General features: G+C 64.0%; 20 protein-coding genes and 1 pseudogene. 9 read left to right on the top strand and 12 right to left on the bottom strand.

Features of this window, described 5'->3' with window-relative positions:
• Positions 1–209 precede the first annotated feature (209 nt).
• The 3 genes from ACFZAI_RS15810 to ACFZAI_RS15800 all read left to right on the top strand — a co-directional run bounded on the left by ACFZAI_RS15810 (position 210) and on the right by ACFZAI_RS15800 (position 3,820).
• Complete coding sequence (locus ACFZAI_RS15810; RefSeq protein ID WP_054421913.1) at positions 210–1,253, top strand: Fe(3+) ABC transporter substrate-binding protein; 1,044 nt, start codon at positions 210–212, stop codon at positions 1,251–1,253.
• A 114-nt stretch (positions 1,254–1,367) separates the two neighbouring features.
• On the top strand, positions 1,368–3,038 hold the full coding sequence (locus tag ACFZAI_RS15805) for an ABC transporter permease (RefSeq protein ID WP_391567764.1): 1,671 nt from the start codon (positions 1,368–1,370) through the stop codon (positions 3,036–3,038).
• Between the two features lie 5 nt (positions 3,039–3,043).
• A complete protein-coding gene (locus ACFZAI_RS15800; RefSeq protein WP_391567763.1) occupies positions 3,044–3,820 on the top strand; it encodes an ABC transporter ATP-binding protein in 777 nt (258 codons plus the stop codon).
• Between the two features lie 33 nt (positions 3,821–3,853).
• Here ACFZAI_RS15800 and ACFZAI_RS15795 read toward each other — a convergent pair whose 3' ends face one another.
• The 3 genes from ACFZAI_RS15795 to ACFZAI_RS15785 all read right to left on the bottom strand — a co-directional run bounded on the left by ACFZAI_RS15795 (position 3,854) and on the right by ACFZAI_RS15785 (position 6,630).
• The gene (locus ACFZAI_RS15795; protein WP_391567761.1) at positions 3,854–4,831 is read right to left on the bottom strand and encodes a Bug family tripartite tricarboxylate transporter substrate binding protein; all 978 of its coding nucleotides are present in this window, start codon (positions 4,829–4,831) and stop codon (positions 3,854–3,856) included.
• An 85-nt stretch (positions 4,832–4,916) separates the two neighbouring features.
• Complete coding sequence (locus tag ACFZAI_RS15790; RefSeq protein ID WP_391567760.1) at positions 4,917–5,822, bottom strand: pirin family protein; 906 nt, start codon at positions 5,820–5,822, stop codon at positions 4,917–4,919.
• 109 nt (positions 5,823–5,931) lie between these two features.
• Positions 5,932–6,630, bottom strand: a complete 699-nt coding sequence (locus tag ACFZAI_RS15785) for a pirin family protein (RefSeq protein ID WP_391567759.1) — start codon at positions 6,628–6,630, stop codon at positions 5,932–5,934.
• Between the two features lie 171 nt (positions 6,631–6,801).
• Between ACFZAI_RS15785 and ACFZAI_RS15780 the strand changes: the two genes are divergently transcribed.
• On the top strand, positions 6,802–7,716 hold the full coding sequence (locus tag ACFZAI_RS15780) for a LysR family transcriptional regulator (RefSeq protein WP_054421900.1): 915 nt from the start codon (positions 6,802–6,804) through the stop codon (positions 7,714–7,716).
• 86 nt (positions 7,717–7,802) lie between these two features.
• Here the strand turns inward: ACFZAI_RS15780 and ntrC are convergent, their stop codons facing one another.
• The 5 genes from ntrC to rdgB form a co-directional block, all read right to left on the bottom strand.
• Positions 7,803–9,296 carry a nitrogen regulation protein NR(I) gene (gene ntrC / locus ACFZAI_RS15775; protein ID WP_391567758.1) on the bottom strand — a complete coding sequence of 498 codons (1,494 nt, stop codon included), beginning with the start codon at positions 9,294–9,296 and terminating at the stop codon, positions 7,803–7,805.
• Positions 9,296–10,360, bottom strand: a complete 1,065-nt coding sequence (gene glnL, locus ACFZAI_RS15770; protein WP_046804936.1) for a nitrogen regulation protein NR(II) — start codon at positions 10,358–10,360, stop codon at positions 9,296–9,298. The genes ntrC and glnL overlap by 1 nt, the downstream gene beginning before the upstream one ends.
• Positions 10,361–10,553: 193 nt before the next feature.
• Complete coding sequence (gene glnA, locus ACFZAI_RS15765) at positions 10,554–11,966, bottom strand: type I glutamate--ammonia ligase (RefSeq protein WP_006219661.1); 1,413 nt, start codon at positions 11,964–11,966, stop codon at positions 10,554–10,556.
• Positions 11,967–12,150: 184 nt separating this feature from the next.
• Positions 12,151–13,371 (bottom strand): radical SAM family heme chaperone HemW, encoded by a 1,221-nt coding sequence (gene hemW / locus ACFZAI_RS15760; protein ID WP_391567756.1) that lies wholly within the window; start codon positions 13,369–13,371, stop codon positions 12,151–12,153.
• Between the two features lie 35 nt (positions 13,372–13,406).
• Positions 13,407–14,030 (bottom strand): RdgB/HAM1 family non-canonical purine NTP pyrophosphatase, encoded by a 624-nt coding sequence (rdgB, locus tag ACFZAI_RS15755; RefSeq protein ID WP_391567755.1) that lies wholly within the window; start codon positions 14,028–14,030, stop codon positions 13,407–13,409.
• Between the two features lie 276 nt (positions 14,031–14,306).
• On the opposite strand from rdgB, the gene ACFZAI_RS15750 reads away from it, so the two are divergent.
• The gene (locus ACFZAI_RS15750) at positions 14,307–16,142 is read left to right on the top strand and encodes an EAL domain-containing protein (RefSeq protein WP_391567754.1); all 1,836 of its coding nucleotides are present in this window, start codon (positions 14,307–14,309) and stop codon (positions 16,140–16,142) included.
• Positions 16,143–16,307: 165 nt separating this feature from the next.
• On the opposite strand, the pseudogene ACFZAI_RS15745 reads toward ACFZAI_RS15750, so the two are convergent.
• A pseudogene (locus tag ACFZAI_RS15745) lies at positions 16,308–17,741 on the bottom strand (methyl-accepting chemotaxis protein); the annotation flags it as partial.
• A gap of 228 nt (positions 17,742–17,969) precedes the next feature.
• Here ACFZAI_RS15745 and ACFZAI_RS15740 point away from each other — a divergent pair.
• Positions 17,970–19,130 carry an acyl-CoA dehydrogenase family protein gene (locus ACFZAI_RS15740; RefSeq protein WP_391567753.1) on the top strand — a complete coding sequence of 387 codons (1,161 nt, stop codon included), beginning with the start codon at positions 17,970–17,972 and terminating at the stop codon, positions 19,128–19,130.
• Between the two features lie 17 nt (positions 19,131–19,147).
• On the top strand, positions 19,148–20,530 hold the full coding sequence (locus ACFZAI_RS15735) for an MmgE/PrpD family protein (protein WP_391567752.1): 1,383 nt from the start codon (positions 19,148–19,150) through the stop codon (positions 20,528–20,530).
• Positions 20,531–20,684: 154 nt separating this feature from the next.
• Here ACFZAI_RS15735 and rph read toward each other — a convergent pair whose 3' ends face one another.
• On the bottom strand, positions 20,685–21,455 hold the full coding sequence (gene rph / locus ACFZAI_RS15730) for a ribonuclease PH (protein ID WP_391567751.1): 771 nt from the start codon (positions 21,453–21,455) through the stop codon (positions 20,685–20,687).
• A gap of 73 nt (positions 21,456–21,528) precedes the next feature.
• Here rph and ACFZAI_RS15725 point away from each other — a divergent pair, with 73 nt between their 5' ends.
• Both ACFZAI_RS15725 and ACFZAI_RS15720 read left to right on the top strand, forming a co-directional pair.
• The gene (locus tag ACFZAI_RS15725; RefSeq protein ID WP_391567750.1) at positions 21,529–22,461 is read left to right on the top strand and encodes a YicC/YloC family endoribonuclease; all 933 of its coding nucleotides are present in this window, start codon (positions 21,529–21,531) and stop codon (positions 22,459–22,461) included.
• A gap of 146 nt (positions 22,462–22,607) precedes the next feature.
• Positions 22,608–23,552 (top strand): LysR family transcriptional regulator, encoded by a 945-nt coding sequence (locus ACFZAI_RS15720; RefSeq protein ID WP_391567749.1) that lies wholly within the window; start codon positions 22,608–22,610, stop codon positions 23,550–23,552.
• Positions 23,553–23,609: 57 nt separating this feature from the next.
• Here the strand turns inward: ACFZAI_RS15720 and ACFZAI_RS15715 are convergent, their stop codons facing one another.
• Together ACFZAI_RS15715 and ACFZAI_RS15710 are read right to left on the bottom strand one after the other, a co-directional pair.
• Complete coding sequence (locus ACFZAI_RS15715) at positions 23,610–25,172, bottom strand: amino acid permease (protein WP_391567748.1); 1,563 nt, start codon at positions 25,170–25,172, stop codon at positions 23,610–23,612.
• Positions 25,173–25,304: 132 nt separating this feature from the next.
• Complete coding sequence (locus tag ACFZAI_RS15710; RefSeq protein WP_391567747.1) at positions 25,305–26,804, bottom strand: AMP nucleosidase; 1,500 nt, start codon at positions 26,802–26,804, stop codon at positions 25,305–25,307.
• Positions 26,805–26,878 lie beyond the last annotated feature (74 nt).

Raw genomic sequence — 26,878 nt, 5'->3', positions numbered from 1 at the left:
TATTCCGTAATACGCTTATGCCGAATTGATAGGGATCAAGCTTCTGAACCCCTTCCCGCAGTCATGCTGACTAAGAGTTGAACAGCGCAATGCTTCCTGTTATTGTCGCGGTCTCAGTTGATAATCGTTTTCGTTAGCAGACCGCTTTTCAAGCACTTTCAGCATTGGCAAGGGGCGCGCCCCTTGCAGCCCTAGCCGGAGTTTCCGACATGACCAAGCGTCCCCAATTGAATTCGCTGCTGCGCGCCCTGGCGCTGGCTGGCGCCGCCGCCTTCACCGTTTCGGCCAACGCCGCCGAAGAAGTCAGCCTGTACACCACCCGGGAACCCAAGCTGATCCAGCCGCTGCTGGATGCGTTCACGAAGGAAAGCGGCATCAAGGTCAATACCGTCTTCGTCAAGGACGGTCTGCTGGAACGCGTCAAGGCTGAAGGTTCGAAGTCGCCTGCCGACGTGCTGATGACCGTGGACATCGGTAACCTGCTGGACCTGGTCGATGGCGGCGTGACCCAGCCGATCAAGTCCGAAACCCTGGAATCCGTGATCCCCGCCAACCTGCGCGGCGCTGATGGCAAGTGGTTTGCGCTGTCGCTGCGCGACCGCGTGCTGTATGTGGAAAAGGACTTGAAGCTGGAATCCTTCCGCTACGAAGACTTGGCCGACCCGAAGTGGAAGGGCAAGGTTTGCATCCGTTCGGGCCAACACCCCTACAACACCGCCATGGTCGCGTCGATGATCGCGCATGACGGCGCCGAAGCCACGGAAAAGTGGCTGCGCGGCGTGAAAGCCAACCTGGCCCGCAAGGCCGCTGGCGGCGACCGCGACGTGGCCCGCGACATCCTGGGCGGCATCTGCGATATCGGCCTGGCCAATGCCTATTATGTCGGCCACATGAAGAACGCCGAAGCTGGCACCGACGCCCGCAAGTGGGGCGACGCCATCAAGGTCATCCGCCCGACGTTCGCCAATGAGAAAAGCGGCGGCACGCACGTGAACGTCAGCGGCGCCGCCGTTGCCGCCCACGCCCCGCACAAGGCCAACGCCATCAAGCTGCTGGACTTCCTGGTGTCCGAACCCGCGCAGGCGCTGTACGCCCAAGCCAACTACGAATACCCCGTCCGCAAGGGCGTGAAGCTGGACCCCGTCATCGCCAGCTTTGGCGAATTGAAGGTTGATCCGCTGCCCCTGACCGAGATCGCCAAGCATCGCAAGCAAGCTAGCGAATTGGTGGACAAGGTCGGCTTCGACAACTGATCGACCCGTGGCGCGTTACGCCCCTTGGCGTGACGCAACCATGAGGCAGTATTGGGCCTGTTCCCTTCCTTTGAAGGGAACAGGCCTTGCCATTGATGCAATCGACCTTGAAGCATGCACACTGAATCTTTGCCCCGGCCGCTGCGTTTGCGCTGGACTGAACGCGGCGCTGGCTGGCTGACAGGCGCTGGCCTGATTGCGCTGGCCGTCCTGGCCCCGGTGCTGACGCTGGCCTGGTGGGCGCTGGGCGGCGAGTTGGCCCACTGGCAGCATCTGGCGACCTACGTGTTGCCCCAGGCGTTGGCCAACACCGCGATGCTGCTGGCCGGCGTGGGCGTGATGGTGACGTTGCTGGGCACGGGGGCCGCCTGGCTGGTCACCGCTTACGATTTCCCGACCCGCCGCATCCTGACCTGGGCGCTGCTGCTGCCGCTGGCGGTGCCTACTTACATCATCGCGTTTGCCTACCTGGACCTGCTGCACCCCATTGGCCCGATCCAGACCGCCATCCGCGCGCTGCTGGGCTACGACAGCCCGCGCCAGTTCCGCTTGCCTGATCTGCGTTCCATCTACGGCGCGATCTTCGTGCTGGGCTTTGTGCTGTATCCGTACGTTTACCTGAGCACCCGCGTCATGTTCATGACGCAAGCGGCCAGCCTGCTGGAAGCCGCGCGCACTTTGGGCGCTGGCCGGGTGGCCGTCTTCTTCCGCGTCGCCCTGCCCTTAGCGCGGCCCGCCATTGTCGTGGGCGTCAGCCTGGCGTTGCTGGAAACGCTGAACGATATCGGCGCATCTGAATTCCTGGGCGTGCAGACGTTGACGGTGTCGGTCTACACCACGTGGGTCACGCGATCGGACCTGGCGGGTGCGGCGCAGATTGCGCTGACGATGCTGGCGATTGTGATCGGCCTGATCATGCTGGAACGCCATGGCCGCAAACGCCAACGCTATGCCAACACGCAGCGCATGCGCCCGATGCAGCCGCGCCGGCTGCACGGTGTCGCGGCAGGCATTGCCGCCTTGCTGGGCTGGATTCCCGTCGTGATCGGTTTCGTGGCGCCGGCCGCGTACCTGATCTATGAAACCTACAAGCGCCTGCACCTGGTGGGCGGCGTGTCGGACCAGTTGATCAACGGTTTGAGCAACACGCTGATCGTGGCGTTCAGCGCCACCCTCGTCACCTTGATTTGCGGGTTGATTGTGGCGTGGGCCGGGCGCACCTTGCGCGAAAGCGCCAGCTTCAACCCGGCGCGTGCCTGCGCGCGTATCGCCAGCTTGGGCTACGCGGTGCCTGGCACCGTGCTGGCCATTGGGCTGTTGACTCCATTCGTGTGGATCGACACCGCTGTGGCCAAAGTCTTCGGCGGCACGGGCCTGTTCCTGATGGGCTCGATGGCTGCGCTGGTCTGCGCGTATGTGATTCGCTTTCTGGCCATTTCCACGGGCGCGCTGGAAGCCGGGCTGGCGCGCATTCCGCCGTCGCTTGAACAGGCCTCGCGGCTGTTGGGCGAAAGCTCTGCCGGCACTTTGCGCCGCGTTCACCTGCCGCTGTTGCGGCCCGCGCTGGCCGCCAGTGCGCTACTGGTGTTCGTGGACGCCATGAAGGAATTGCCCGCGACGCTGTTGCTGCGCCCTATGAATTTCGACACGCTGGCGACGTGGCTTTACGCCGAAGCCGCGCGCGGCACGTACGAGGAAGGCGCCGTCGCGGCGCTGGCGATCGTGCTGGCCGGCCTCTTGCCCGTCATCTTGCTGGCGCGCACCAATCTGAAAATGGGACATTGATCATCGTGCCCGATCTGTTAGAAATCGACCGCCTTTCCCTCGCCTACGAAACGCCTGCGGGGTTGAAACCCGTGGTGCAGGATTTGTCACTGGGCTTGCCGGCCGGCCACATCGGCTGCCTGCTGGGCGAATCCGGCTGCGGCAAGACCACCGTGCTGCGCGCTATCGCCGGTTTTGAACCGGTGCGCGCCGGGCGCATCTTGCTGGATGGCACGGTCATCTCGTCACCCACCGAACAAGTTGCGCCCGAGTTGCGCCGCGTGGGCATGATGTTTCAGGACTACGCGCTGTTTCCCCACCTGACGGTGGCGCTGAACGTGGCCTTCGGGCTGCGTAAGCTTGCGCGCCCCGAGCGCGCTCGCCGCGTCGAGGAAATGCTGACGCTGGTGGGCTTGGCCCATGCGGCCAACAGTTATCCGCACGAGATTTCGGGCGGGCAGCAACAGCGCGTGGCGCTGGCGCGGGCCTTGGCGCCCTCGCCCGATCTCTTGCTGCTGGACGAACCGTTTTCGAATCTGGACGTGGACACGCGCGAACGTTTGGCGTTCGAAGTGCGCGACATCCTCAAGACCACCGGCCACACCGCCATCCTGGTCACGCACAACCAGGCCGAAGCGTTCGCCATTGCCGACCGCATCGGGGTGATGAGCAAGGGTTGCATCGCGCAATGGGATACGCCTTACAACCTGCACCATCATCCCCGCAACGATTTCGTGCGTGACTTCATCCGCCGCGAAGCGTTGGAGGAACGGCGCGAACAAGCGTTTGCCCGCGGCCGGTAAAGCGTCAGCAATTCGGGGCGGGCCGCGGCGGCATCAGTCCGCCGACAGCTTCACCTTCTGCGACAAGGCCTTGAACGACTCGTACTGGCTGGCGGTCAAGCGCTGAACCTCTTCCGGGCTGGACCCGTAGGGCATGAAGCCCGCCTGCTCCAGCTTGTCTTTCACTTCGGGCAGCGCCAGCGCCCATTGGAAGGCCTCGCTCAACGCGCGCGTGGCGTCGGGCGACATATTGGCCGGGCCATACACCGCAAACCACGGGTCTACGACCGCGCCCGAATAACCCAGCTCAGCCAGCGTCGGCACATCCGGCAAGGCCGGTGCGCGCTTAGTACCCGTGACCGCCAGCGCATGCACCTTGCCCGACTTGATGTGCGGCAACGAGGCAGGCAGGTTGTCGAACATCACCGGCAAGTGCCCGCCCAACAAATCGTTCAGCGCCTGCGCGCTGCCTTTGTACGGAATGTGCTGCATGCCGGCGCCCGTCAGCTGGTCGAACATGACGCCCGCCAAATGCATGGACGTGCCCGTGCCAGGCGTGCCGAACGAGGTGCCGGGATGCTGCTTGGCGTAGGCGACCAGCTCCTTGACGCTGTCCACCTTCAGCGCGGGGCCGGTTTCCAGCACGACCGACGACGCCCCCAACATGCTGACGCCCGTGAAATCCTTCGTTGGGTCGAACGGCATCTTCGGGTAGACGAAGGGATTGAGCGCATTGGTCGAGATTGCGCCAAAGCCGATCGTGTACCCGTCCGGCGCGGCCTTGGCCACGGCGTCCATGCCGATGTTGCCGCCCGCACCGGGGCGGTTTTCAACGATGACGGGCTGGCCCAGTTTTTCGGCCACTTTCTGCCCGGCCGTGCGCGCCACCAGATCGGTGGTGCCGCCCGCCGTGTAGGGCACGATAAAGGTGATGGGCTTGGCCGGGTAACCGGCGGCAAGCGCGGAGGATGCGCCGTGAATAAGCGCAAGCGCGGCCAGGCCGCGCACCAGGTTGAACGGGTTGCGATGCATGAGTCTCCATCCTGTTGTTATCAAGGTTTGGAGGCGCATGATACTGCCGCGCGAGCGCGCGCGGCAGTGGATTAACGCAACCGCATCAGGCCCGGGCTTCAGGCAGCGGAATGAACTCGGTTTCATCGCCCGGCACCACCTGATCGAAGCGGGTGCGTTGCCAGTCTTGCTTGGCCTGCTCGATGCGGTCCTTGCTGCTGGACACGAAGTTCCACCAGACAAAGCGCGGGCCGTCCAAGGGTTCGCCGCCGATCAGCGCAAAGCGCGCTGCCGTCTTGGCGCGGATCTGCACCGGGCGGCCCGGCGCGAAGACAACCAGGCGGCCGCTTTCAAACGCTTGCCCATCGATCTCGACCGTGCCTTGCGCCAGATACGCGGCGCGTTCTTCGAATTCGGCTGGCAAAACGGTGGTGGCGCCCGCTTGCAATTGCAAGTCGCCGTAGAACAGCGGTGACAACGTCTTCACCGACGACGTCTTGCCAAACAACGAACCCGCCACGACCTGCGCGCGCACGCCCTCGCCTTCAATCACCGGTTGCGCATCCAAACCGTAATGCGTGAAGCCGGGGTCCGTTTCTTCGTGCTGCTTGGGCAGGCCCACCCAAATCTGCAGGCCACAGAGGCGCTGCGGCGCAAGCCGGCTTTCCGGCGACGAACGTTCCGAGTGGACGATGCCACGGCCCGCCGTCATCCAGTTCACTTCGCCCGGCAAAATGGTCTGCGTATGGCCCGCGCCGTCGCGGTGCACCATCGAGCCTTCATACAGATACGTGACAGTGGACAGCCCGATATGCGGGTGCGGACGCACATCGATGCCCGAACCGATATCAAAATCCGCCGGCCCCATGTGGTCCAGGAAGACGAACGGCCCGACGGTGCGGCGCTGCGCCGACGGAATGGCGCGCCGGACGGAGAAACCGCCCAGGTCGCTGGTGCGCGGCACCACAATGGTTTCAATCTGGTTTTCGCCTGCTTCGGACAAGGTAGACATGTTGTAGCGCTCCGCATGGTTAGGCCAACGGCCATCTTAAATCTCAGTCACGGCCAGATGGCCAAAACGCAATCGTGCCGGGCAGATCGTATCCGCCCGGCACGTGGGCTTACGCCAGGTCAAACACCAGCACTTCGGCCTGCTTGCCGCCCGACAGCTCGACACGGCTTTCATCCGTGATGGCCACGGCGTCGCCGGCCGACAGCTGGGCGCCATTGACGGTCACACTGCCCCGGGCCACATGGACCCAGGAGCGGCGGCCGGCCGCCAGGTTCAGCGTGGCGGATTCGTCGCCATCGAACAGACCGCCATACAGCCGTGCATCTTGATGAATCTTCATCGAGCCATCTTCACCGTCCGGCGACACCAGCGCTTGCAGGCGGCCACGCTTTTGCGCATCGCTGAAGCTGCGCTCTTCGTATTCCGGGGCAATGCCGGTCACGTCGGGCTCGATCCAGATTTGCAGCATGTGCGTTTCGGTGTCCGGCAGCGGGTTGAACTCGGAGTGCATCACCCCGCGTCCGGCGCTCATCCGCTGCACGTTGCCGGGCTGGATGGTCGAGCCGCTGCCCATGCTGTCCTTGTGCGCAATCGCGCCGTCCAGCACATAGGTGATGATCTCCATATCCCGGTGGCCGTGGGTGCCGAAACCGCGGCCGGCGGCGATGCGGTCGTCATTGATCACGCGCAGCGCGCCGAAGCCCATGTGAGCCGGGTCGTAGTAGTTGGCAAACGAAAAGGTGTGAAACGAATCCAGCCACCCATGGTTGGCGTGACCTCGTTCGGCAGCGCGGCGAATCGTAAGCATTGTGGACTCCTGTTTCAATAATATGAATGATTGTCGGGTGCAGCGCTTCAGGCTTTTGTCCTGCTTGTTTCGCTGCATCCCTGGCATGAGTGATATTCTGCGCGTGCCGACCCTGCCGTTTGGCGCTATATTTTGACGAGTTCATTCAACTTTTTTGAACACCCCTGTTCCATGCAACCCATTACCCCCGAACTGCTGATTCTTGTAGACGCCATCGCCCGCCACGGCAGTTTCGCCAAGGCCGCCCGCGAACTGGGCAAAGTGCCTTCGGCCGTCACCTATTCCATCCGCAAGCTGGAAGACGGGCTGGACGTCTTGCTGTTTGACCGCTCGGGCCACCGCGCGCTGCTCACACCTGCGGGTGAAGCGTTGCTCAAAGATGGGCGGCATGTCTTGCAATCGTTAGACGACCTGGCTTGCCGCGTCAAACGTATCGCAACGGGCTGGGAAGTGGAACTGCGCATCGCAGTTAGCGCCGTGCTGCCCTGGCGGCCGCTCTATGACCTGATCGACGAATTCCAAACGCTGGAAAGCGCAACCACGCTGCGGTTTTCCAGCGAGGTGCTAAGCGGCAATTGGGATGCGCTGACATCTAACCGGGCGGATCTGGTCATTGGCGCGGGCGCGCATGCAGAGCCGACCGGGCCGTATCGTTCGCAGGCGATTGGCACCACGCAATTCGGTTTCTGCGTGGCGGCGCATCATCCCTTGGCGTCGCTGCCGCAGCCGCTTAGCCGCGCCGACATCACAAAGTACTGCGCGGTGGTGGTGGCCGACACGTCACGAAATTTGCCGCCGCAATCGCGCGGGATTCTGGCGGATCAGCCCACGCTGGTGATGCCGTCGATGCAGGCAAAGATCGAAGCGCAGGTGCGCGGGCTGGGCTGCGGCTATCTGCCGCTGACGATGGCCGCGCCGTATTTATCGCAGGGCCTGTTGGTGGTGTGCGAAACGGATGAGGGCATGGCGCTGACGGAGCACGTAGCGTATGCCTGGCGGGCCGAAGCGCCGGGGGAAGCGCTGAAGTGGTGGCTGCAGAAGCTGAAATCGCCGCGCTTGTGCGAAAGCTTGTTGGGGATGGGCTGAAGGGGGAAGCAAGATCAGGCGGATGGGTTGCACCGCGCCATGTCATCCAATAGGCATTGGATGACATGGCGCGCTGCCCTTCAGTTTTACTCGTCCTCGATCCCCAATTCGCGCAGCTTGCGCGTGATGGTATTGCGCCCAATCCCTAAGCGCGACGCGGCTTCCACGCGGCGGCCGCGGCTGGCGTCCAGCGCGCTTTGCAGCAGGATCTTTTCAAACTGGCGGGTCAGCGTAGCCATGACGGCCGGCTCACCGCGTTCCAGCCGGTACTGCGCATCGCGCAGCAACGAGTCTTGCCAGTTGCGTGGCGCGCCGTCGTCCGCAGCCGATGATGCCTGCACGACCGTGCCGATGCTGGGCACGGACGCCGCCGGACGCAACGGCGCGTTACCGGCTTGCTGCTGATGCTCCAACGCACGGATTTCCGGCGGCAGATCCTGGCGGTCTACCGTCTGGCCCGGCGCCATCACCGTCAGCCAGTGGCAGAAGTTCTCTAGCTGGCGCACGTTGCCGGGAAAGTCGAACTTGGTCAGTACGGCCAACGCATCCGGCGTCAAACGCTTGACCGGCACGCCCAGCGTGCGGGCGCTGGCGGTCAGGAAATGCTGGGCCAGGGCGGGAATGTCTTCCACGCGCTCGCGCAACGGCGGCAGGCGCAGGCGGATGACGTTCAAGCGGTGGAACAAGTCTTCGCGGAACAGGCCCTGTTCCACGCGTTGTTCAAGCGGCTGGTGGGTCGCGGCCACGATGCGCACGTCCACGCGCACCGGCTGTGCGCCGCCCACGCGATAGAAGCTGCCTTCGGCCAGCACACGCAGCAATCGCGTCTGCAATTCAATCGGCATGTCGCCGATTTCATCCAGGAACAGCGTGCCGCCATGGGCTTCTTCGAAGCGGCCGCGGCGCAAGTTGTTGGCGCCGGTAAACGCGCCCCGCTCGTGGCCGAACAATTCGGCTTCGAGCAGATCACGCGGAATGGCGGCCGCGTTCAGCGCCACGAAGGGGCCGCTGGCGCGCACGCCGTGGCCATGCAACGCACGGGCCACCAATTCCTTGCCCGTGCCCGATTCCCCGGTGATCAACACCGTGACTTTCGATTGCGCCAGGCGGCCAATGGCGCGGAACACTTCCTGCATCGCGGTGGAGGACGACTGCGTCATCATCCAGCGTTCGTTGTTCTGCGCGGACTCGCCCTGCCCTTCGGGGGTTTCAGGCTGCGCGGATTCCTGCATGGCGCGCTGGATCAGCGCCACGGCTTCGTTCACGTCGAACGGCTTGGCCAGGTAATCAAACGCGCCGCCCTGGAAGGCGGACACGGTGCTGTCCAGGTCGGCGAACGCGGTCATCACAATGACCGGCAAGCCGGGATGCCGTTCTTTCAACTGGCGCAACAGCTCCAAACCATTGCCGCCAGGCATGCGGATATCGGACACCAATGCGACGGGCGTTTCGCGCGACAGCGCTTCCAGCACGTCAGCCGATTGGGAGAAACTGCGGGTGGGGACACCAGCGCGGGCCAGGGCCTTTTCGAGGACCCAGCGGATGGCCTGGTCGTCGTCGACGATCCATACGGGTTTCATCAGTGTGCGGGCTCCATCGGTAGGACCAGGCGAAACTCGGTACGCCCGGGTCGGGATTCAAATTCGATGATGCCGCCGTGCTGCTGCACGAAGTCCTGGGCCAGGCTCAAGCCCAGCCCGGTACCGCCGGCCCTGGCCGTGACCAGCGGGTGGAAAATGCGGTCACGGATGTGGTCCGGCACGCCGGGACCGTTATCAATAATGGACAGCACCAGCGCCAGCCGGTGTTGGCGGTGCGCCAGCATGACCTGGCGCGCCACGCGAGTGCGCAAGGTGACGACGCCCGGTTCCGTCTGCGGGCCTTGCGGCCGCGCGACGAGTTCCTGCGCCGCGTTGCGCGCCACGTTCAGCACCGCCTGCATCAAGCGGGCGGCGTCGCCCTTCAAGTCAGGCACCGACGCGTCGTAGTCACGCAAAATCGTGACGTCGTTGCGGAACTCGGCCTGGATCAGCGCGCAAACGCGCTCGCAAATTTCGTGGATGTTCACCGGCCGCGCATTCAGCGGCACACGTTGCGGGCCGCTCAAGCGGTCCACCAGCGCCTGCAGGCGGTCGGCTTCGGAAATAATGACCTGGGTGTATTCGGCCAGCGCCGCGCTCGGCAGCTCGGCTTCAAGCAATTGCGCGGCGCCGCGCAAACCGCCCAGGGGGTTCTTCACTTCATGCGCCAGGTTGCGCAACAGCTCGCGGTGCGCTTCGATTTCATCAACCAGCCGATGGTTGCGGTCGGCCAGCACGCGCTGCTCGATCTCGCGCGTTTCGATCAGTACCGGCCAGCGTTGGCCAGTCAGCCCCACCGTGGTGACGGCGACTTCGACGGACTCGGCGGCGCGGCGCAACGAGGCTAATTGCCTGACGTCGGCGTACCTGCCGGCGGCGGCGCGGTCGATGGAGGACTGGATGTTTTCTGGGGTGTCGAACAGCGTGGCGGCGGAGTGCCCGCAGAGTTGCTTGCGCGAGCGGCCGAACAAATCTTCGGCGGCGGCGTTGGCGTACTCAATGTGACCGCGCTCGTTGACCAGGAAAACGGACGTGGCAAGCAGATCGAGAGCTTCTACATTCATTTTTCAACGTACCCGAATGACAGGGGGGAAAGCGGAACGCGCCCGCGACGGCGGCGCCGGAACCCGGCGCCCTGCCCGCCAGGCGCGATGCCTGGCGGACAAACCGTCGAGCCGCGACCTGGTGGTGCGCGTGGTGTGGGCCCTGGTTTCTGCCTACATCATCGCGCTCCCCCCCGCCACAGCCTCTAAACGATCAGAGGCTGTAGTACATGTCGAATTCGACCGGGTGCGTCGTCATGCGCAGACGATTCACATCGCCCATCTTCAGGTCGATGTAGGCGTTGAGCATGTCGTTGCTGAACACGCCGCCACGGGTCAGGAATTCGCGGTCCGCGTCCAGGGCTTCCAGCGCTTGTTCCAGCGAGGAGCACACGGTCGGGATCTTTGCGTCTTCTTCCGGCGGCAGGTCGTACAGGTTCTTGTCGGCCGGATCGCCCGGGTGGATCTTGTTCTGCACGCCGTCCAGGCCGGCCATCATCAGGGCCGAGAAAGCCAGGTACGGGTTGGCCAGGGGGTCCGGGAAACGCGCTTCGACGCGGCGGCCCTTCGGGTTGCCGACGTACGGAATGCGGATCGAGGCCGAACGGTTGCGGGCCGAGTAAGCCAGCTTGACCGGGGCTTCGTAGTGCGGAACCAGACGCTTGTACGAGTTCGTGCCGGGGTTGGTGATGGCGTTCAGGGCGCGGGCGTGCTTGATGATGCCGCCGATGTAGTACAGCGCGAATTCCGACAGGCCGGCGTAGCCGTTACCTGCGAACAGGTTTTGGCCATCCTTCCAGATGGATTGGTGCACGTGCATGCCGGAACCGTTGTCGCCAACGATGGGCTTGGGCATGAACGTGGCGGTCTTGCCGTAGGCGTGGGCCACGTTGTGCACGACGTACTTGACGATCTGCGTCCAGTCGGCGCGCTGAACCAGCGTGCTGAACTTGGTGCCGATTTCCAGCTGGCCAGCGCCAGCGACTTCATGGTGGTGCACTTCAACCGGCACGCCCATTTGTTCCATCAACAGGCACATTTCCGAGCGCATGTCCTGGAACGAATCAACCGGGGGAACGGGGAAGTAGCCGCCCTTGACTGCGGGACGATGGCCGGTGTTGCCGCCTTCGAATTCCAGGCCGGTCGACCACGAGGCTTCTTCGGACTTGATCTTGACGAAGGTGCCCGACATGTCGGTGTTCCAGGTCACGCCGTCGAACACAAAGAATTCGGGTTCCGGACCAAAGTAGGCGGTGTCGCCCAGGCCGGAGGACTTCAGGTAGGCTTCGGCGCGCTTGGCCAGCGAACGCGGGTCGCGGTCGTAACCCTTCAGGTCCGAGGGTTCGACGACGTCGCACGACAGGATCAGGGTCGGCTCTTCGCGGAACGGGTCCAGGTTGCCGGTGGCGCAATCGGGGATGAGCAGCATGTCGGAAGCTTCAATACCCTTCCAACCCGGGATCGACGAACCGTCGAAAGCCTGGCCGCTTTCCAGCTTGTCTTCGTCGATCTGGCTGGTAGGCACGGACACGTGATGCTCACGGCCAACCGTATCGGTAAAGCGGAAATCCACGAATTTGACTTCGTTATCGGCGATCTGTTTCAGGACGTCTTTCGGGCTTGCCATGTCATCTCCATTAGATAAAAGGGTCGAGGGCTTTGCCGCTCGACTGGCATAAAAGAGGGAAGCAATAAGCGTGCCAGGTTTTTACCCCGGGATTCCCCGGGGAAAGCTGCACGGTCGTGGAAAAATGTAGCACCACTTTGGTGCAAATAGTGGGGCATGATTGCCCCAGTTTGGTGCTGCACCACTACAGGAACATTTCCTGAAGGTCATTCAAGAACCGCCAACCCAATGGCGTGGCCTTCAGGCGGGTGGGATCGGCGTCCAGCAAGCCCCGTTTAGAGGCTGCCTCCAATTGGTGCGCAATCGCGGCCAGCGACAACCCAGTGCGCTCATTGAACGCGGTGCTGGGCACCCCGTCCTTTAACCGCAAGGCATTGAGCATGAATTCAAAGGGCAACTCGTCAGGCCCGACCTGGCGGCTCTCCGACACGTGGCTGCCGTCGCGCGCCATTGCGGCTTGCATCCAGGAGTCGGGGCTGCGCAAGCGCGCCTCGCGCACGATACGGTCATGGAATGACAGCTTGCCGTGCGCGCCGGGGCCGATGCCCAGGTAGTCGCCGAATTCCCAGTAGTTCACGTTGTGGCGGCAGCGGGCGCCGGGCTTGGCGTAGGCCGACACTTCGTAGCGCGCCAGGCCGGCGGCGGCCAGCTCGGCCTCGACGGCGTCCTGCATGGCGGCGCTGGTGTCGTCGTCGGGCAAGTCTTCGGGCGGAAACTTGGCGAAGACCGTGTTCGGTTCCATCGTCAGGTGATACAGCGACAAATGCTCGGTGCCAAACGAGATGGCTTCGCGCAGGTCCGCCACACAGGCGTCCAGCGTCTGTCCCGGCAAGGCGAACATCATGTCCAGGTTCACGCGGGACACCGCCTGTTGCGCCATGCTGATGGCCGCGCGCGCTTGCGCCGAATCGTGGATGCGCCCCAGCTTTTTCAGTTGAACGTCGTCAAAACTCTGGATGCCCAATGAGAACCGCGTGACGCCGCTGGCCGCATAGTCACGGAAGCGGCTGGCCTCGGCGGTGCCGGGGTTGGCTTCCATGGTGATTTCGGCGTCGGGCCATAGGTTCAGACAGGCGCGCAGCATGGCCAGCAGTTCGTCCAAACCCGCCGACGACAACAGGCTGGGCGTGCCGCCGCCGATGAACACGGAGACAACCTGGCGGCCCCAGATAGACGGCAGCGCCTGCTCAAGATCGCTGCGCAGCGCATCCAGATAGGCGCGTTCGGGAATCTCGCCCGGCGCGGCGTGGGAATTGAAATCGCAATAGGGGCATTTGCGCACGCACCACGGCACGTGCACATAGATAGACAGCGGCGGCAGACTCGACAAGGTGGCGCCGGCCGGCACGCGCAGGCGCGAGGCGGTCGCGCCCATGTCGTTGCGGATGGGAATGATGATGGACATGCGGTTTCCTGGGGCGGACGCGGCGGGCGCGCCCCTTAAGCCTGGCTGAGCTTGCTCAGCAGCTCGCGCAAGGCGCGGGCGCGATGGCTGACCCGGTTCTTTTCTTCGGGGTCGAGCGACGCGGCGGTCAGCGCCATGTCGGGCAGATAGAAATGCGGATCGTAGCCAAAGCCGTTGGCGCCTTCGGGCTGATCAATGATCTCGCCGTGCCACAGGCCTTCGCCAATGATCGGGCACGGGTCGTTTTCAGCGCGCACCAGCGCCAACACGGCCACATACCAGGCGCGGCGGTCGGCCACGTTGGCCAGGTGCTGCACCAGCAATGCGTTATTGGCCTGATCGGATTTTTCGCCACCATGCATCTTGGCGTAGCGGGCCGAATAGACGCCGGGCGCGCCGTTTAGCGCGGCCACGCACAGGCCGGAATCATCGGCCAGCGCGGGCAAGCCAGTCAGGCGGCTGGCGTGGCGCGCCTTGGTCAGCGCGTTTTCAACAAAGGTCACATGCGGCTCTTCGGCTTCCGGCACGCCGAGTTCGCCTTGGGGCACCAACTCAATACCCAGGGGAGCAAACAAGGCGGAGAACTCACGCAACTTGCCAGCGTTGTTGGACGCCAGCACGATGCGGCGCAGGGATTCGGGAATCTTGGGGGAAGTCATAGCGCAAATTGTATAGGGCGTGGCCCCCCGCGCGGCGGGTGTTTAGGGCATGACCTTACGAAGGGAATGGACAAGGCCCCAAGTCTTGGGAACGGCCCAGTTCCACAAGTCTGTTAACAGGCAGGTCAACACAAGTCTGTTGACAGCTATGTAACACCCGCCGGAAGATTGCGCGTCGCGCGTGCGGCAACAACGCAGACATATTTTGTTGTCAATATGACCAATCTTGTCACTGATCGTATCTGAACGCCCTCGGCGATGACCTCACTTCACGCTATGCCCCGGCCAACTGCGGCCCGCGCGCCCCACTCTTCCACGGGCGATGCGCCCGCATCCATCGGCTTGGCCGGCATTTTGCGCGAAGGGCTGTTGCGGCCGCGCTATCAGCCCGTGGTGGATTTGTCTCATAGCCGGATCTACGGCCATGAAAGCCTGATCCGCGGCCCCGCCGACACCGCCCTGCACTACCCGGACGCCCTGTTCGCGGAAGCCCGCCGGCGCGGTCTGCATCCCCAGCTGGAGCTGGCCAGCTTTCGGGCGGGCGCGCAGGGGTTCCGGGATAACGAAGCCACCGGCAAGCTGTTCCTGAATCTGTCGGGTTCAGCGCTGATCCATTACTGGACGCTATGGGGCAGCGACATGCCCGCGCGGCTGCTCAAGGATTGCGCGCTGGAGCCGTCCAGCATCATCGTCGAACTGACCGAGCAAGATCCGCTGTCCGAACACATGGGCGAACTGAGCAACGCGTTCACCTGCCTGCGCGAGCACGGCATGCGCATCGCGCTGGACGACTATGGCGTGGGCAATTCGAATTTGCAGCTGTGGTCGGAAATGCAACCCGACCTGGTGAAAATCGACCGCTATTTCTTTGACGGCATCGGCAAGAATGACCGCAAGCAAAGCATGGTGCGCGCCATTCTGAAGGTGGCCCAACACCTGGGCACGGCGATTGTCGCCGAAGGCATCGAGACCGCCGAAGACCTGGCCATGGTGCGCGAGCTGGACATCCGCTACGCGCAAGGCTGGTTTCTGGGCCGCCCGGAAGAAACGATGTTGACCGAGCTGACGCCGCCGCTGCGAGATTCACTGCGTGTACGCAGCACCGCGCCGCTTGCGCAACGGGCGGCCGGCGGCACCGCGGCCAGCCTGCGCGTGGAAGCGCCCGCCGCGCTGCTGAATAAACACACCAACGACGATGTGCACCGCTTGTTCATCGAACACAAGACCATGCACGCGGTGGCGGTCGTTGACGCTGACAACCGGCCGGTGGGCATCATCAACCGCCGCGATTTTTCCGAACACTATGCGCAGCGTTATACCCGCGAGCTCTTTGGCCGCGACGCCTGCTCAACCTTCATGAACGCCGAACCGGTGTTGGTGGACCTGAACGTGTCCATCGACCAGTTAAGCCATGTGCTGATCTCTGAAGATCAGCGCTACCTGATGGACGGCCTGATCATTACGCGCGACGGCCGTTACGACGGCCTGGCCACCGGCGAAACGCTGGTGCGCTCGGTGACCGAAATGCGTATCGAGGCGGCGCGCTACGCCAACCCGCTGACGTCCTTGCCCGGCAACATCCCCATCAGCCGGCACATCGCCACCCTGCTGGAAGACGCGGCCGACTTCACCATCTGCTACGGCGACCTGAACAACTTCAAGCCGTTCAACGACGTCTACGGTTACTGGCGCGGCGACGACATGATCATGTTGACGGCCGAAGTCATCAAGCACCACTGCGATCCGCTGCGCGACTTCGTGGGCCATGTGGGCGGCGATGACTTCGTCGTGCTGTTCCGCAGCCCCGACTGGATGGACCGCGTGCAGCGCATCATTGCGGAATTCAACGAGCAGGCCACCGACCTGTATGACGATCAGGGCCGCCATAACGGCGGCATCGAAGCCGAAGACCGTTATGGCGTGCCGCGCTTCTTTCCCTTCGTGACCTTGGGGGTGGGCGCGCTGACCGTCACCCCGTCGTTATGCGAGCGCATCCGCCCGGAGGACATCGCGTCGGCTGCCGCGCATGTCAAGCACAAGGTCAAGCATAGGAACCTGTCGCTGGTGGCCGAACGCTACACCGGCGGCGCCCTGCCCCAATTGAGCGACTGACTCGCCGGCTGCCGCGTGCACGGCGGCCGCATTCTGCGCAGCCTGCGCAATCTGAAATACCGCCACCGCGCGGCGCAGGCCTTGCGCCTGGATTTCGAGTGCGGCAGCGGCAGCGGCGGTCTGCTCGACCATCGCGGCGTTTTCCTGCGTAGACCGTTCAATGTCGGCCACCGCGTCATTCACCGACGCGATGCCCGCCGCTTGCTCGGCTGTGGCGCTGGAAATTTCGGCCACGATCTGCGTCACGCGGTCCACCGACACCACCATGTCGCGCATGGTGTCGCCCGCCAGGTTCACCTGACGCACGCCCGCCTCGACGCGCGAGGCCGAGTCTTCGATCAAGCCCTTGATTTCTTTGGCGGCCTGCGCGCTGCGCTGCGCCAGCGAACGCACTTCGCCCGCCACGACGGCAAAGCCCTTGCCTTGTTCGCCGGCGCGCGCCGCTTCCACCGCCGCGTTCAGCGCCAGGATGTTGGTTTGAAAGGCAATGCTGTCGACCACGCCCACGATCTCGCCGATGCGGCGCGCACTGTCGGCAATGCCCTGCATGCTTTGCACCACCTCGTCCACCGCCTGCCCGCCGCGTTGCGCCAACTGCGTGGCGCTTTCGGCCTGCCGGCTGGCCAAGTCCGCATTGCCCGCCGTCATTTGCACCGTGTGCGCCAGCTGCGTCATGTTGGCGGCGGCTTCTTGCAACGACCCGGCCTGGCGGGCGGTGCGGTCGGACATGTCCGCCCCGCCCGCGGCGATTTCGCCCGAGCCCGTGTGGATTTCTTCAACGCCCTGGCGCACCGAGGCCACCGCGGCCGACAGGCCGGTCTGCATGCGGCGCATGGCGGAATACAGCACGCCGATTTCGTTGTCGCCCCGCGTGGCGATGGCGCCGGTCAGATCGCCATCGGCGATACGGTCAAAGTGCGCGCCGGCCTCGTTCAGCGGACGCAGGATGCTGCGGCGAAACGCCAGGCGGATCAGCACAGCCAATAACAGCACCAGCCCCAGCACGCCGGCGGCCACGAGAATCACGCGCTCCAGCGTTTGGCTGGCGCCCGCCACGGCCGCCTGGCCCTGGTCACGCGAATAGGTCTGATAGGCGTCTGCTTGCTTCACATACGCCGCGCCGCTCACGGGCAGCACCTTGTCCACCAGCCGGTTCACTTCGATCCCGTTCCAGCCCTGGATGGCCTTTTGCATCGGGGCCAGCGTCTGGTCGGCAAACGCGGTGTAAGCGTTCAGCACCTGTTCAAACAACGGCCCGCCCTGCTCGCTTTCATCCGGGTTGCCGCGCAGCCGCGCCAGACTGGCGGCGGCTTGCTTTAACAGCGTGTCCGCTTGCGCCAGCGATTGATTGCGCGCGTCTTCCAGGCCGCCTTCCATGCCGGTCTTGGCGTCCGTCAGCGCGGCGCGCGCCTGAAACAGCCGGCTGGTCATGTCGGCCAAGTCGCTGGCCCGTTCGATGCTGCCCCGGCCCAAGGCCTCGATGTCGGCGCGGTTGTCGCGCAACACAGCGATGCCGGCAGCGGCCGCCACCGCAAACAGCACCACAAACAACGCCAGAATGGCGGAAACCGCCGTGGTGACCCTGAGATTTTTACGCATATCCATCCGTGTGTAGCCTGGCGCCTGGGCGCAGTGCCACGGATTATGGACACGCAGTTTGGCAATTTCTTGACACAACCTGGCGGCAACCATGACGAACGCCCGTCATGAAACTGCGCTTTTGCGAACAGGAACCCCGTATTAAGGAATTGTGAATTGGCAGGGCCACGCCCTTGCGGCACATTCGATGCTGTACCGAACCCTTACTTTCCTCACATCAGCAGCCCTATGCCCCACGCCTCTCACGCTTATCAGGACATCCGCGAAGCCGTGCGCGACCTTTGCGCCCAATTCCCCTCCGAGTATTTCCGCAAGATCGACGAAGAACGCGGCTATCCCGAAGATTTTGTCCGCGCGTTGACCGAGGCCGGCTGGCTGGCCGCCCTGATTCCGCAGGAATACGGCGGCTCGGGCCTGGGCCTGACGGAAGCCTCCGTCATCATGGAAGAGATCAACCGCAGCGGCGGCAACTCGGGCGCCTGCCACGGCCAGATGTACAACATGGGCACGCTGCTGCGCCATGGCTCCGAAGCGCAGAAACGCGAATACCTGCCGCGCATTGCGGCTGGCGAATTGCGCCTGCAATCCATGGGCGTCACCGAGCCCACCACCGGCACCGACACCACCAAGATCAAGACCACCGCCGTACGCCGCGGCGACCGCTACGTCATCAATGGCCAAAAGGTGTGGATTTCGCGCGTGCAGCATTCCGATCTGATGATTCTGCTGGCGCGCACCACGCCGCTGGACCAGGTCACGCGCAAGTCCGAAGGCATGTCGATCTTCCTGGTGGACCTGCACCATGCGGTGAAGCACGGCATGGCGATCCGCCCGATTCCCAACATGGTCAACCACGAGACCAACGAACTGTTCTTCGACAACCTGGAAATTCCCGTCGAAAACCTGATCGGCGAAGAAGGCAAAGGCTTCAAATACATTCTTGACGGCCTGAACGCCGAACGCACGCTGATTGCCGCCGAATGCATCGGCGACGGCTACTGGTTCGTGGACAAGGTCACCGCCTACGCCAAGGAACGCATGGTGTTCGGCCGCCCGATCGGCCAGAACCAGGGCGTGCAATTCCCCATTGCGCGCGCCCACATCAACGTGGAAGCCGCGAGCCTGATGCGCTACGAAGCATGCCGCCTGTTTGACGCGCACGAGCCTTGCGGCGCGCAGGCCAACATGGCCAAGCTGCTGGCCGCCGACGCCTCGTGGGAAGCGGCCAACGCCTGCCTGCAATTCCATGGCGGCTTTGGCTTTGCCACCGAGTACGACGTCGAACGCAAGTTCCGCGAGACCCGGCTGTATCAGGTGGCGCCCATCTCCACCAACCTGATCCTGTCCTACGTCGCCGAACACATCCTGGGCTTGCCCCGTTCCTTCTGACCCCTGGCCCTCCGCACATGACCGCTACTCAAGATACGCCCCACCTTAGCGCCGGCCTTGCGGCCTTTGCCGCGAACTTGCGCTACGAAGACATCCCCGCGCCGGTATTGCGCCGCGCCGAAGATTTGCTGTTGGACTGCCTGGCCTCGATTTTGGCCGGCGCTTCGGCGCGCGCCGTGCAAGCCATCGACCGCTACGCGGCCGCAATGGGGCCGACGGACGGCCCAAGCGAAGTGCTGATCACACGCCGCCGCACGAGCCCGCTGTTTGCCGCGATGGTCAATGCCGCCGCCGCGCACGTGGTGGAGCAGGACGACGTCCATAACGGCTCGGTGTTCCACCCCGCCGCGGTCGTCTTCCCGCCCGCGCTGGCCGTGGCGCAGGCGTTGGGCAGCTCGGGGCGCGACTTGCTCGTGGCCGCCGTCGCCGGGTACGAAGTGGGTATCCGCGTCGGTGAATTCCTGGGCCGCTCGCACTACAAGATCTTCCATACGACCGGCACGGCCGGCACGCTGGCCGCGGCTGTTACGGTGGGCCGCTTGTTGAAACTGACGCCCGAGCAGATGCTGCACGCGCTGGGTTCCGCCGGTACGCAGGCCGCCGGCCTGTGGGAATTTTTGCGCGACGCCGCCGACTCCAAGCAATTGCACACGGCGAAAGCCGCCGCCGACGGCATCACCGCCGCCTATCTGGCGCGCGAAGGCTTCACCGGGGCGCGCCATATTCTGGAAGGCCCGCAGGGCATGGCGGCTGGCATGTCTACCGATGCCGACCCGTCCAAGCTGTGCGACCGCCTGGGCGAACGCTGGGCGTTGGCCGAAACGTCGTTCAAGTTCCATGCGTCGTGCCGCCACACGCACCCCGCCGCCGACGCGCTGCAACAAGCGCTGCGCGACAACAAGCTGACGGAAGCCGATGTGGAACGCGTGGTGGCGCATGTACACCAGGGCGCCATCGACGTGCTGGGGCCGGTCGTCAACCCGCAGACGGTGCACCAGTCCAAGTTCTCGATGGGTACGGTGCTGGCGCTGATTGCACGCCAAGGCCGCGCCGGGCTTGCCGAATTCGATGCGGGCTTGGACGACCCGGCCGTGGCGGCGTTTCGCGGCAAGGTGGAAATGGTGCTGGACCCGGAAGTCGACAACGCCTATCCGCAGCGCTGGATCGGCAAGGTCACCGTCACCACGCGTGACGGCCGCACGCTGCACGGCCGCGTGGACGAACCGAAGGGCGACCCGGGCAACACGCTGAGCCGTCCCGAGATCGAAGACAAGACGCTCAGCCTGGGCCGTTACGCGGATGCGGCAACGGAACAGGAACTGCGCGGCCTGATCGGCACGATCTGGGGGCTGGAGAAGATTGAAAAGGTGGGAGCGCTGCTGACGCGCACACGCGCATAGCATCCCCTTGTCGCGGGTACACCATGACAAACCGCCGCTTTTCGCGGCGGTTTGTCATCGGGCCTTAGAGCGCCCAGGCGTCGAGGCGTCCGTGCGTCGAGGCATCGACGCATCGAAGCGCCCGTGCGTCGAGGCCTCAGACGCAACCCAGGCGTCAGACCAACGCCGCGCGCTGCGCTTGCACCAGGCTGGCGATGCCGCCTTCGGCCAGCACCAGCATCGTGTCCAATTCAGCACGCGTGAAGGTCGCGCCCTCGCCCGTGCCTTGCACTTCAACAAAAGCGCCGCTGCCCGTCATGATGACGTTCACATCGGCGTCGCAGGCCGAGTCTTCGGCGTAATCCAGGTCCAGCACCGAACGGCCTTGCACCAAGCCCACCGACACGGCCGCCACGGCGTCACGGATCGGATTCACGGCTAGGTCGCCGCGCTTCATCAGCAATGCCACCGCATCAGCCGCTGCCACCCACGCGCCCGTGATGCTGGCGCAACGCGTGCCGCCATCGGCTTGCAACACGTCGCAGTCCAGATGCAGCGTGCGTTCGCCCAGCGCCTTCATGTCGAACACGGCGCGCAGGCTGCGGCCGATCAGGCGCTGGATTTCCTGCGTGCGGCCGCTTTGCTTGCCGCGTGCGGCTTCGCGGTCGCCGCGCGTGTGCGTGGCGCGCGGCAGCATGCCGTATTCCGCCGTGACCCAGCCTTCGCCCTTGCCCTTCAGAAACGGCGGCACTTTTTCCAGCACGCTGGCCGTGCACAGCACATGGGTGTTGCCGGCCTTCACCAGCACCGACCCTTCGGCGTAGCGCGTGAAGCCGCGCTCCAGGCTGAACGGGCGCAATTCATCAACAGCGCGGCCAGACGGACGGGCGATGGTGGGCAGTGTGGTCACAGGCAAACTCCAGTCAGGAACATTGATTCGCGGCATTGTACGGGGTGGCGCCGCAGGAAATCGCCGCTTGGAGTATCCTGCCGCGATAGTTCACCAGGAAACGCACATCATGATTCGCAGCATGACCGCCTTCGGCAACGCCCGAGCAGACCTAGAACAAGGCACGCTTGCCATCGAATTGCGCAGCGTCAACAGCCGCTTTCTTGACCTGTACTTCCGCCTGCCCGATGAATTGCGGCACGTGGAAACGCCTTTGCGCGAATTGCTGACCGCCAATCTGGCGCGCGGCAAGGTCGAGATCCGGGTTTCGTTCACGCGCAACGCCAGCACCGACCTGTCCAAGCTGGACCCGGCGTGGCTGGAAAGCCTGGCGGAACAACTGCAAGCCGCGCGCCGCATCGTCCCCGATATCGCCCCGCCCCGTCTGGTGGAATTGTTCAACTGGCCCGGCCAACGCGGCAATGACGCACTCGACCCGCAGATCTGGGGCGCCGCTTGCCTGCAAGCCGCCCAGCAAGCGCTGACGCAATTGCAGGAAGGCCGTGCGCGCGAAGGCGAACGCCTGGCCGAAATGATGCGTGAATGCGCGGACGGCGTGGCGCGTGTGGTCGATATCGTGCAAACGCACCTGCCGCAGTTGCTGGCGGACCATCGCGACAAATTGGCTGCAAAGCTGCGCGAAAGCGTGGAGTCCGCCTTCCCCGGCGGCTTCACGCATATTTCCGGCACGGAGTTGTCCGAGCGCTTGTCGCAGGAAGCCAACTTGTTTGCGCTGCGCATTGATGTGGCCGAAGAGTTGTCGCGCCTGCGCTCGCACCTGGAAGAACTGCGTCACTTGCTGACGGACGGCGGCGGCAAGGCCGCGTCGGGCAAGAAGAACGCAGGCAGCGCGGGCAAGCGCCTGGACTTCCTGTTCCAGGAAATGAACCGCGAAGCCAATACCCTGGGTTCCAAGGCTGGCAGCATGGAGGTCACCCGCGCCGCCATGGACTTGAAACTGCTGATCGAGCAGATGCGTGAACAGGCGCAAAACATCGAGTGATGCACAGGCATCAGTGACAGTTTCGTCACGCAACAGGGGCCGCACTTGCGGCCCTTGTTGCATTTCAGACTATTCCTATTTGGCGATGGTCCGCAGCATGGTGTCATGGCGGGTTTGTTTTAGGGTTCGATTAATCAGGAATCGCCATGTTCCGCAAGACCTTTCTGCCGCCCGTCGCCAACCTGCTCGCCTTCGAGGCCGTAGCGCGGCACAACAGCGTATCCCGCGCGGCGGATGAGCTGCACTTGACGCAAAGCGCTGTCTCACGCCAGATCCATCAGCTGGAAACGCAGTTGGGGGTCACGCTGTTTCATCGCGTGCGCCAACGCGTGGTGCTTAGCGAAGCCGGCCGGGCCTATGTCGATGAAGTCCGCATCCTGCTGCACCACTTGTCCGACGCCACGCGCCGCACCATGGCATGCACGCAGCGCGACGAGCTCAATCTGGCCGTGCTGCCCACCTTGGGCACGCGCTGGCTGATTCCGCGCCTGGGGGACTTCATGGCGCTCAAGCCCCAGGTCACCATCAATTTCACCTCGCGCACGCTGCCTTTCGAATTTTCCAAAGAGCCCTTCGATGCGGCCATACACTTTGGCGCGCCCGACTGGGCTGGCGCCGTCTGCGAATACCTGATGCATGAAGAGGTGATCGTGGTGTGCAGCCCCGCGTTTCAACGGCTGCATCGCATCCGGCAGATTGCCGACCTGAGCGGCGTCGTGCTGCTGCACCAGATGTCACGCGCGGCGCAATGGGCGTCGTGGCTGGAACAACATGGGGCGAACACCGCACAGGCCCTGCGCGGCCCGCAATTCGAGCAGGTGGCGATGCTTGCGCAAGCCGCCGCGTCGGGTTTGGGCGCTGCCCTGCTGCCCCGCTTCCTGGTGGAACGCGAGCTCGGCAGTGGCGAATTGATCCAGCTGTTCCCGCAGGCGCTGAACAGCAGCGACGCGTATTACTTCGTCTACCCGCAATCGCTCGCCCAAGCCCCGCTGGTGCGCGAGTTTGGGGACTGGATACTCGGGCAGTGCCGCGCGCCCGCCGACGTCGCCCGGGCGCGCGATTCAGGGTCTTTGCTAACCGGCTTCGGCTAGCGGGCCTTGCCTTGGCTAGTGGCCTTGGCTAGCAGGCCTCGGCTAGCAGACCTTGGCTTAGCGGGCTTCCCCGGCTGCGGGTTCGCCGCGCAATGCGGAGTCCAGATACTGGCTGCGGGCGCGCGCGTCAGGGAAGCGCATGTCGCGGTAGCTGACAAAGCGTGACCCGCGCGCCAGCCGGTATCCCAGCCAGATCAGCAGGAACAACGGAATGCCGATATAGGTGGCGACGACGCCGCCCCAATCGATCCGGTCTTGCAGGAACGCCTGGTAGTTCTGGCCCAGCGTGATGATCAGGCACAGCACAAACGCGAAGATGGGGCCGAACGGGAAGAACGGCGACACATAGGGCAAGTCCGCCAGGTTATGGCCTTGCTTCACATAGCCACGACGGAAACGGTAGTGGCTGATCGCAATGCCCAGCCAGGCGATAAAGCCCGTCATGCCGGATGTATTCAACAGCCAGATATACACGGCGTTGGGGCTGAAGATAAACGTGAAGAAGCACAGCGCCGCGACCACCGTCGTCGCCAACAGCGCCCACAGCGGCACGCCATTACGCGAAATACGGCCAAAAATGCGCGGCGCCTTGCCATCGCGAGCCAGGCTGTAGAGCATCCGCGTCGCGGCATACATGCCGGAGTTGCCCGCCGACAGCACCGATGTCAGCACCACGGCGTTCATGACGGACGCCGCCCCCAGCAGCCCGGCCCGTTCGAAGATCAGCGCAAACGGGCTGACGCTGATGTCCTCGACATCGTTGCGCAACAAGTGGGGGTCCGTATAGGGAATCAACAGGCCGATCACCAGGATGGCCATCACGTAGAACAGCAGAATGCGCCAGAACACCTGACGCACTGCACGCGGCAGGTTGCGGGCCGGGTCTTTGGATTCGCCCGCGGCGATGCCGATGAGTTCGGTGCCCTGGAACGAAAAACCCACCACCATGGCCACGCCGATCAAGGCCGCAAAACCGCCTGCGAACGGCGCGTCGCCCACCGTCCAGTTGGCGACACCACCGCCCTCGCCCCCGCGGATGATGCCCAGCAGCATCAGCACGCCCATCGCCACAAACCCCAGCACGGCCACCACCTTGATCAGCGCGAACCAGAATTCGGCTTCGCCGAAACCGCGCGCCGACATGGCGTTCAGGCCGAAGGTAATGGTTAGGAACAAGGCGCTCCAGTAAAAGCCCGGCACGTCCGGAAACCAATACGCCATGACCAGTTGCGCCGCCACCAGATCGACCGCGACCGTAACGGCCCAGTTGTACCAATAGTTCCAGCCCAGCGCGAAGCCGAAGCCGTCTTCCACGTAGCGCGCGCCATAAGTCGAAAACGAGCCCGATACCGGCATGGCGGCGGCGAGTTCGCCCAGGCTGGTCATCAGGAAATAGACCATGATGCCGATCAGCACGTAGCCCAGCAGCGCGCCGCCGGGGCCTGCTTTGGCGATCGTCGCACCGGAGGCCACGAACAGACCGGTCCCGATGGACCCGCCCACGGCGATCATCGTCAGGTGGCGCGCCGACAAGGTGCGGCGCAGTTCGGAAGGCGCTTGCGCCTTCGTCGCGGGCGCGCCGCCCGCGCGGCGGTCATCGTGTTCCGATGGAGACAACATGCATTCCTTAACGTCATGAAAGGCCCCGCGCGAACCGGCGCGCGCAGCCTTGGGATTACCAAACAACGCGCGAGGATAGCGCAAACGGCCCCGTCACGAAAAATGACGGGGCTGGGGGGACGGATTACCGTTTTATTGAAACGCTGTTTCCATAAAGGTGCGCAGCTTGCGCGAATGCAGCCGTTCAGGCGGCATGTCGCGCAGCCGTTCCAGCGCCCGGATACCAATTTCCAGATGCTGGTTGACCTGCCGGCGATAAAACACGCTGGCCATGCCCGGCAGCTTCAGTTCGCCGTGCAGAGGTTTGTCGGACACGCAAAGCAAGGTGCCATACGGCACGCGGAAGCGGAAGCCGTTGGCCGCGATGGTGGCGGATTCCATGTCCAGCGCAATGGCGCGCGACTGCGCGAAACGCTCGACCAATTCAACGTGATCGCGCAATTCCCAGTTGCGGTTGTCGATGGTGGCGACGGTGCCCGTGCGCATGATGCGCTTTAAGTCCCAGCCCGACAGGCCGGCCACTTCTTCCACCGCCTGTTCCAGCGCCACCTGCACTTCGGCCAGCGCCGGCACCGGCACCCAGGTGGGCAGATCGGCATCCAGCACGTGGTCTTCGCGCACATAACCATGCGCTAGCACGTAGTCGCCCAGCCGCTGGGAATCTCGCAGGCCGGCGCAATGGCCCAGCATCAGCCACGCATGCGGACGCAGCACGGCGATGTGGTCGGTGATGGTCTTGGCGTTTGACGGCCCCACGCCGATATTGACGAGCGTGATGCCGGAATGGTCGCCCCGCACCAGGTGGTAGGCGGGCATCTGCGGCAGGCGCGTGGCATGGGCTTCGTCGCCCGGGCCGCTTTCGCCCCGGCGCGTGATGCGGTTGCCCGGCTCGACCAGCATTTCGTAGTCTTCGTTGCCGCTGGCCATCAGCGCGCGCGCCCGGGCGCAGAACTCGTCGACATAGAACTGGTAGTTCGTGAACAGGACGAAATTCTGGAAATGCGCAGGCGCGGTGGAGGTGTAGTGCTGCAAGCGGTGCAGCGAGTAATCCACGCGCTGCGCGGTGAACGGCGCCAATGGCTTGGGTTCGCCTTCCTTGCCGCGCCACGATCCGTTGACGATGGCGTCGTCGGTGACGGCCAAGTCAGGCACATCGAAAAGGTCGCGCAACGGGCGCTTGAGCGCTTCCAGGTGCTCGCCTTCGACATAGGCGCCTTCGGGGAAGGCAAAGTGCAAGGGGATGGGGGAATCGGATTCGCCGACTTCCACGGCAACGCGGTGGTTCTGCAACAACTGGCCGACCTGCTCGATCAGGTAATCGCGGAACAGTTCGGGTTGGGTGATGGTGGTCTGGTAGATGCCGGGTTCAGCCACATGGCCGTAGGACAGGCGCGTATCGATCGGGTCGTACGTTTCAACCACGATGCGGATGGCCGGGTAGTAAGCGCGGGCGCGTTCACGGCCGTTGCCGGAACCCTTCAGCACTTCACGGAAGGCCGCCCGCAGGAAGGCCGTATTGCGTGCGTAGATTTCGGCCAGCCGGTCGACCGCGGCGCGGGCGTCTTGGAAGGGCTCAAAGGGCAGCGCGTCGGGCCGGTTCATCGAAGACAAGGGGTGAACTGCATTCATCATTGAGCTTTACTCCGCTTTCTTGTCTGCCGATTATGCCCGAGGCGGCGCTTCATGAAGTGCCATATTCAGGCACG

Origin of the sequence: Achromobacter sp. NPDC008082, from assembly GCF_042957345.1 — a bacterium.
Classification (GTDB): domain Bacteria; phylum Pseudomonadota; class Gammaproteobacteria; order Burkholderiales; family Burkholderiaceae_B; genus Achromobacter; species Achromobacter kerstersii_A.
Note: the sequence above shows the minus strand (reverse complement) of the source record. Positions and strands in the feature narration are given on the sequence as shown.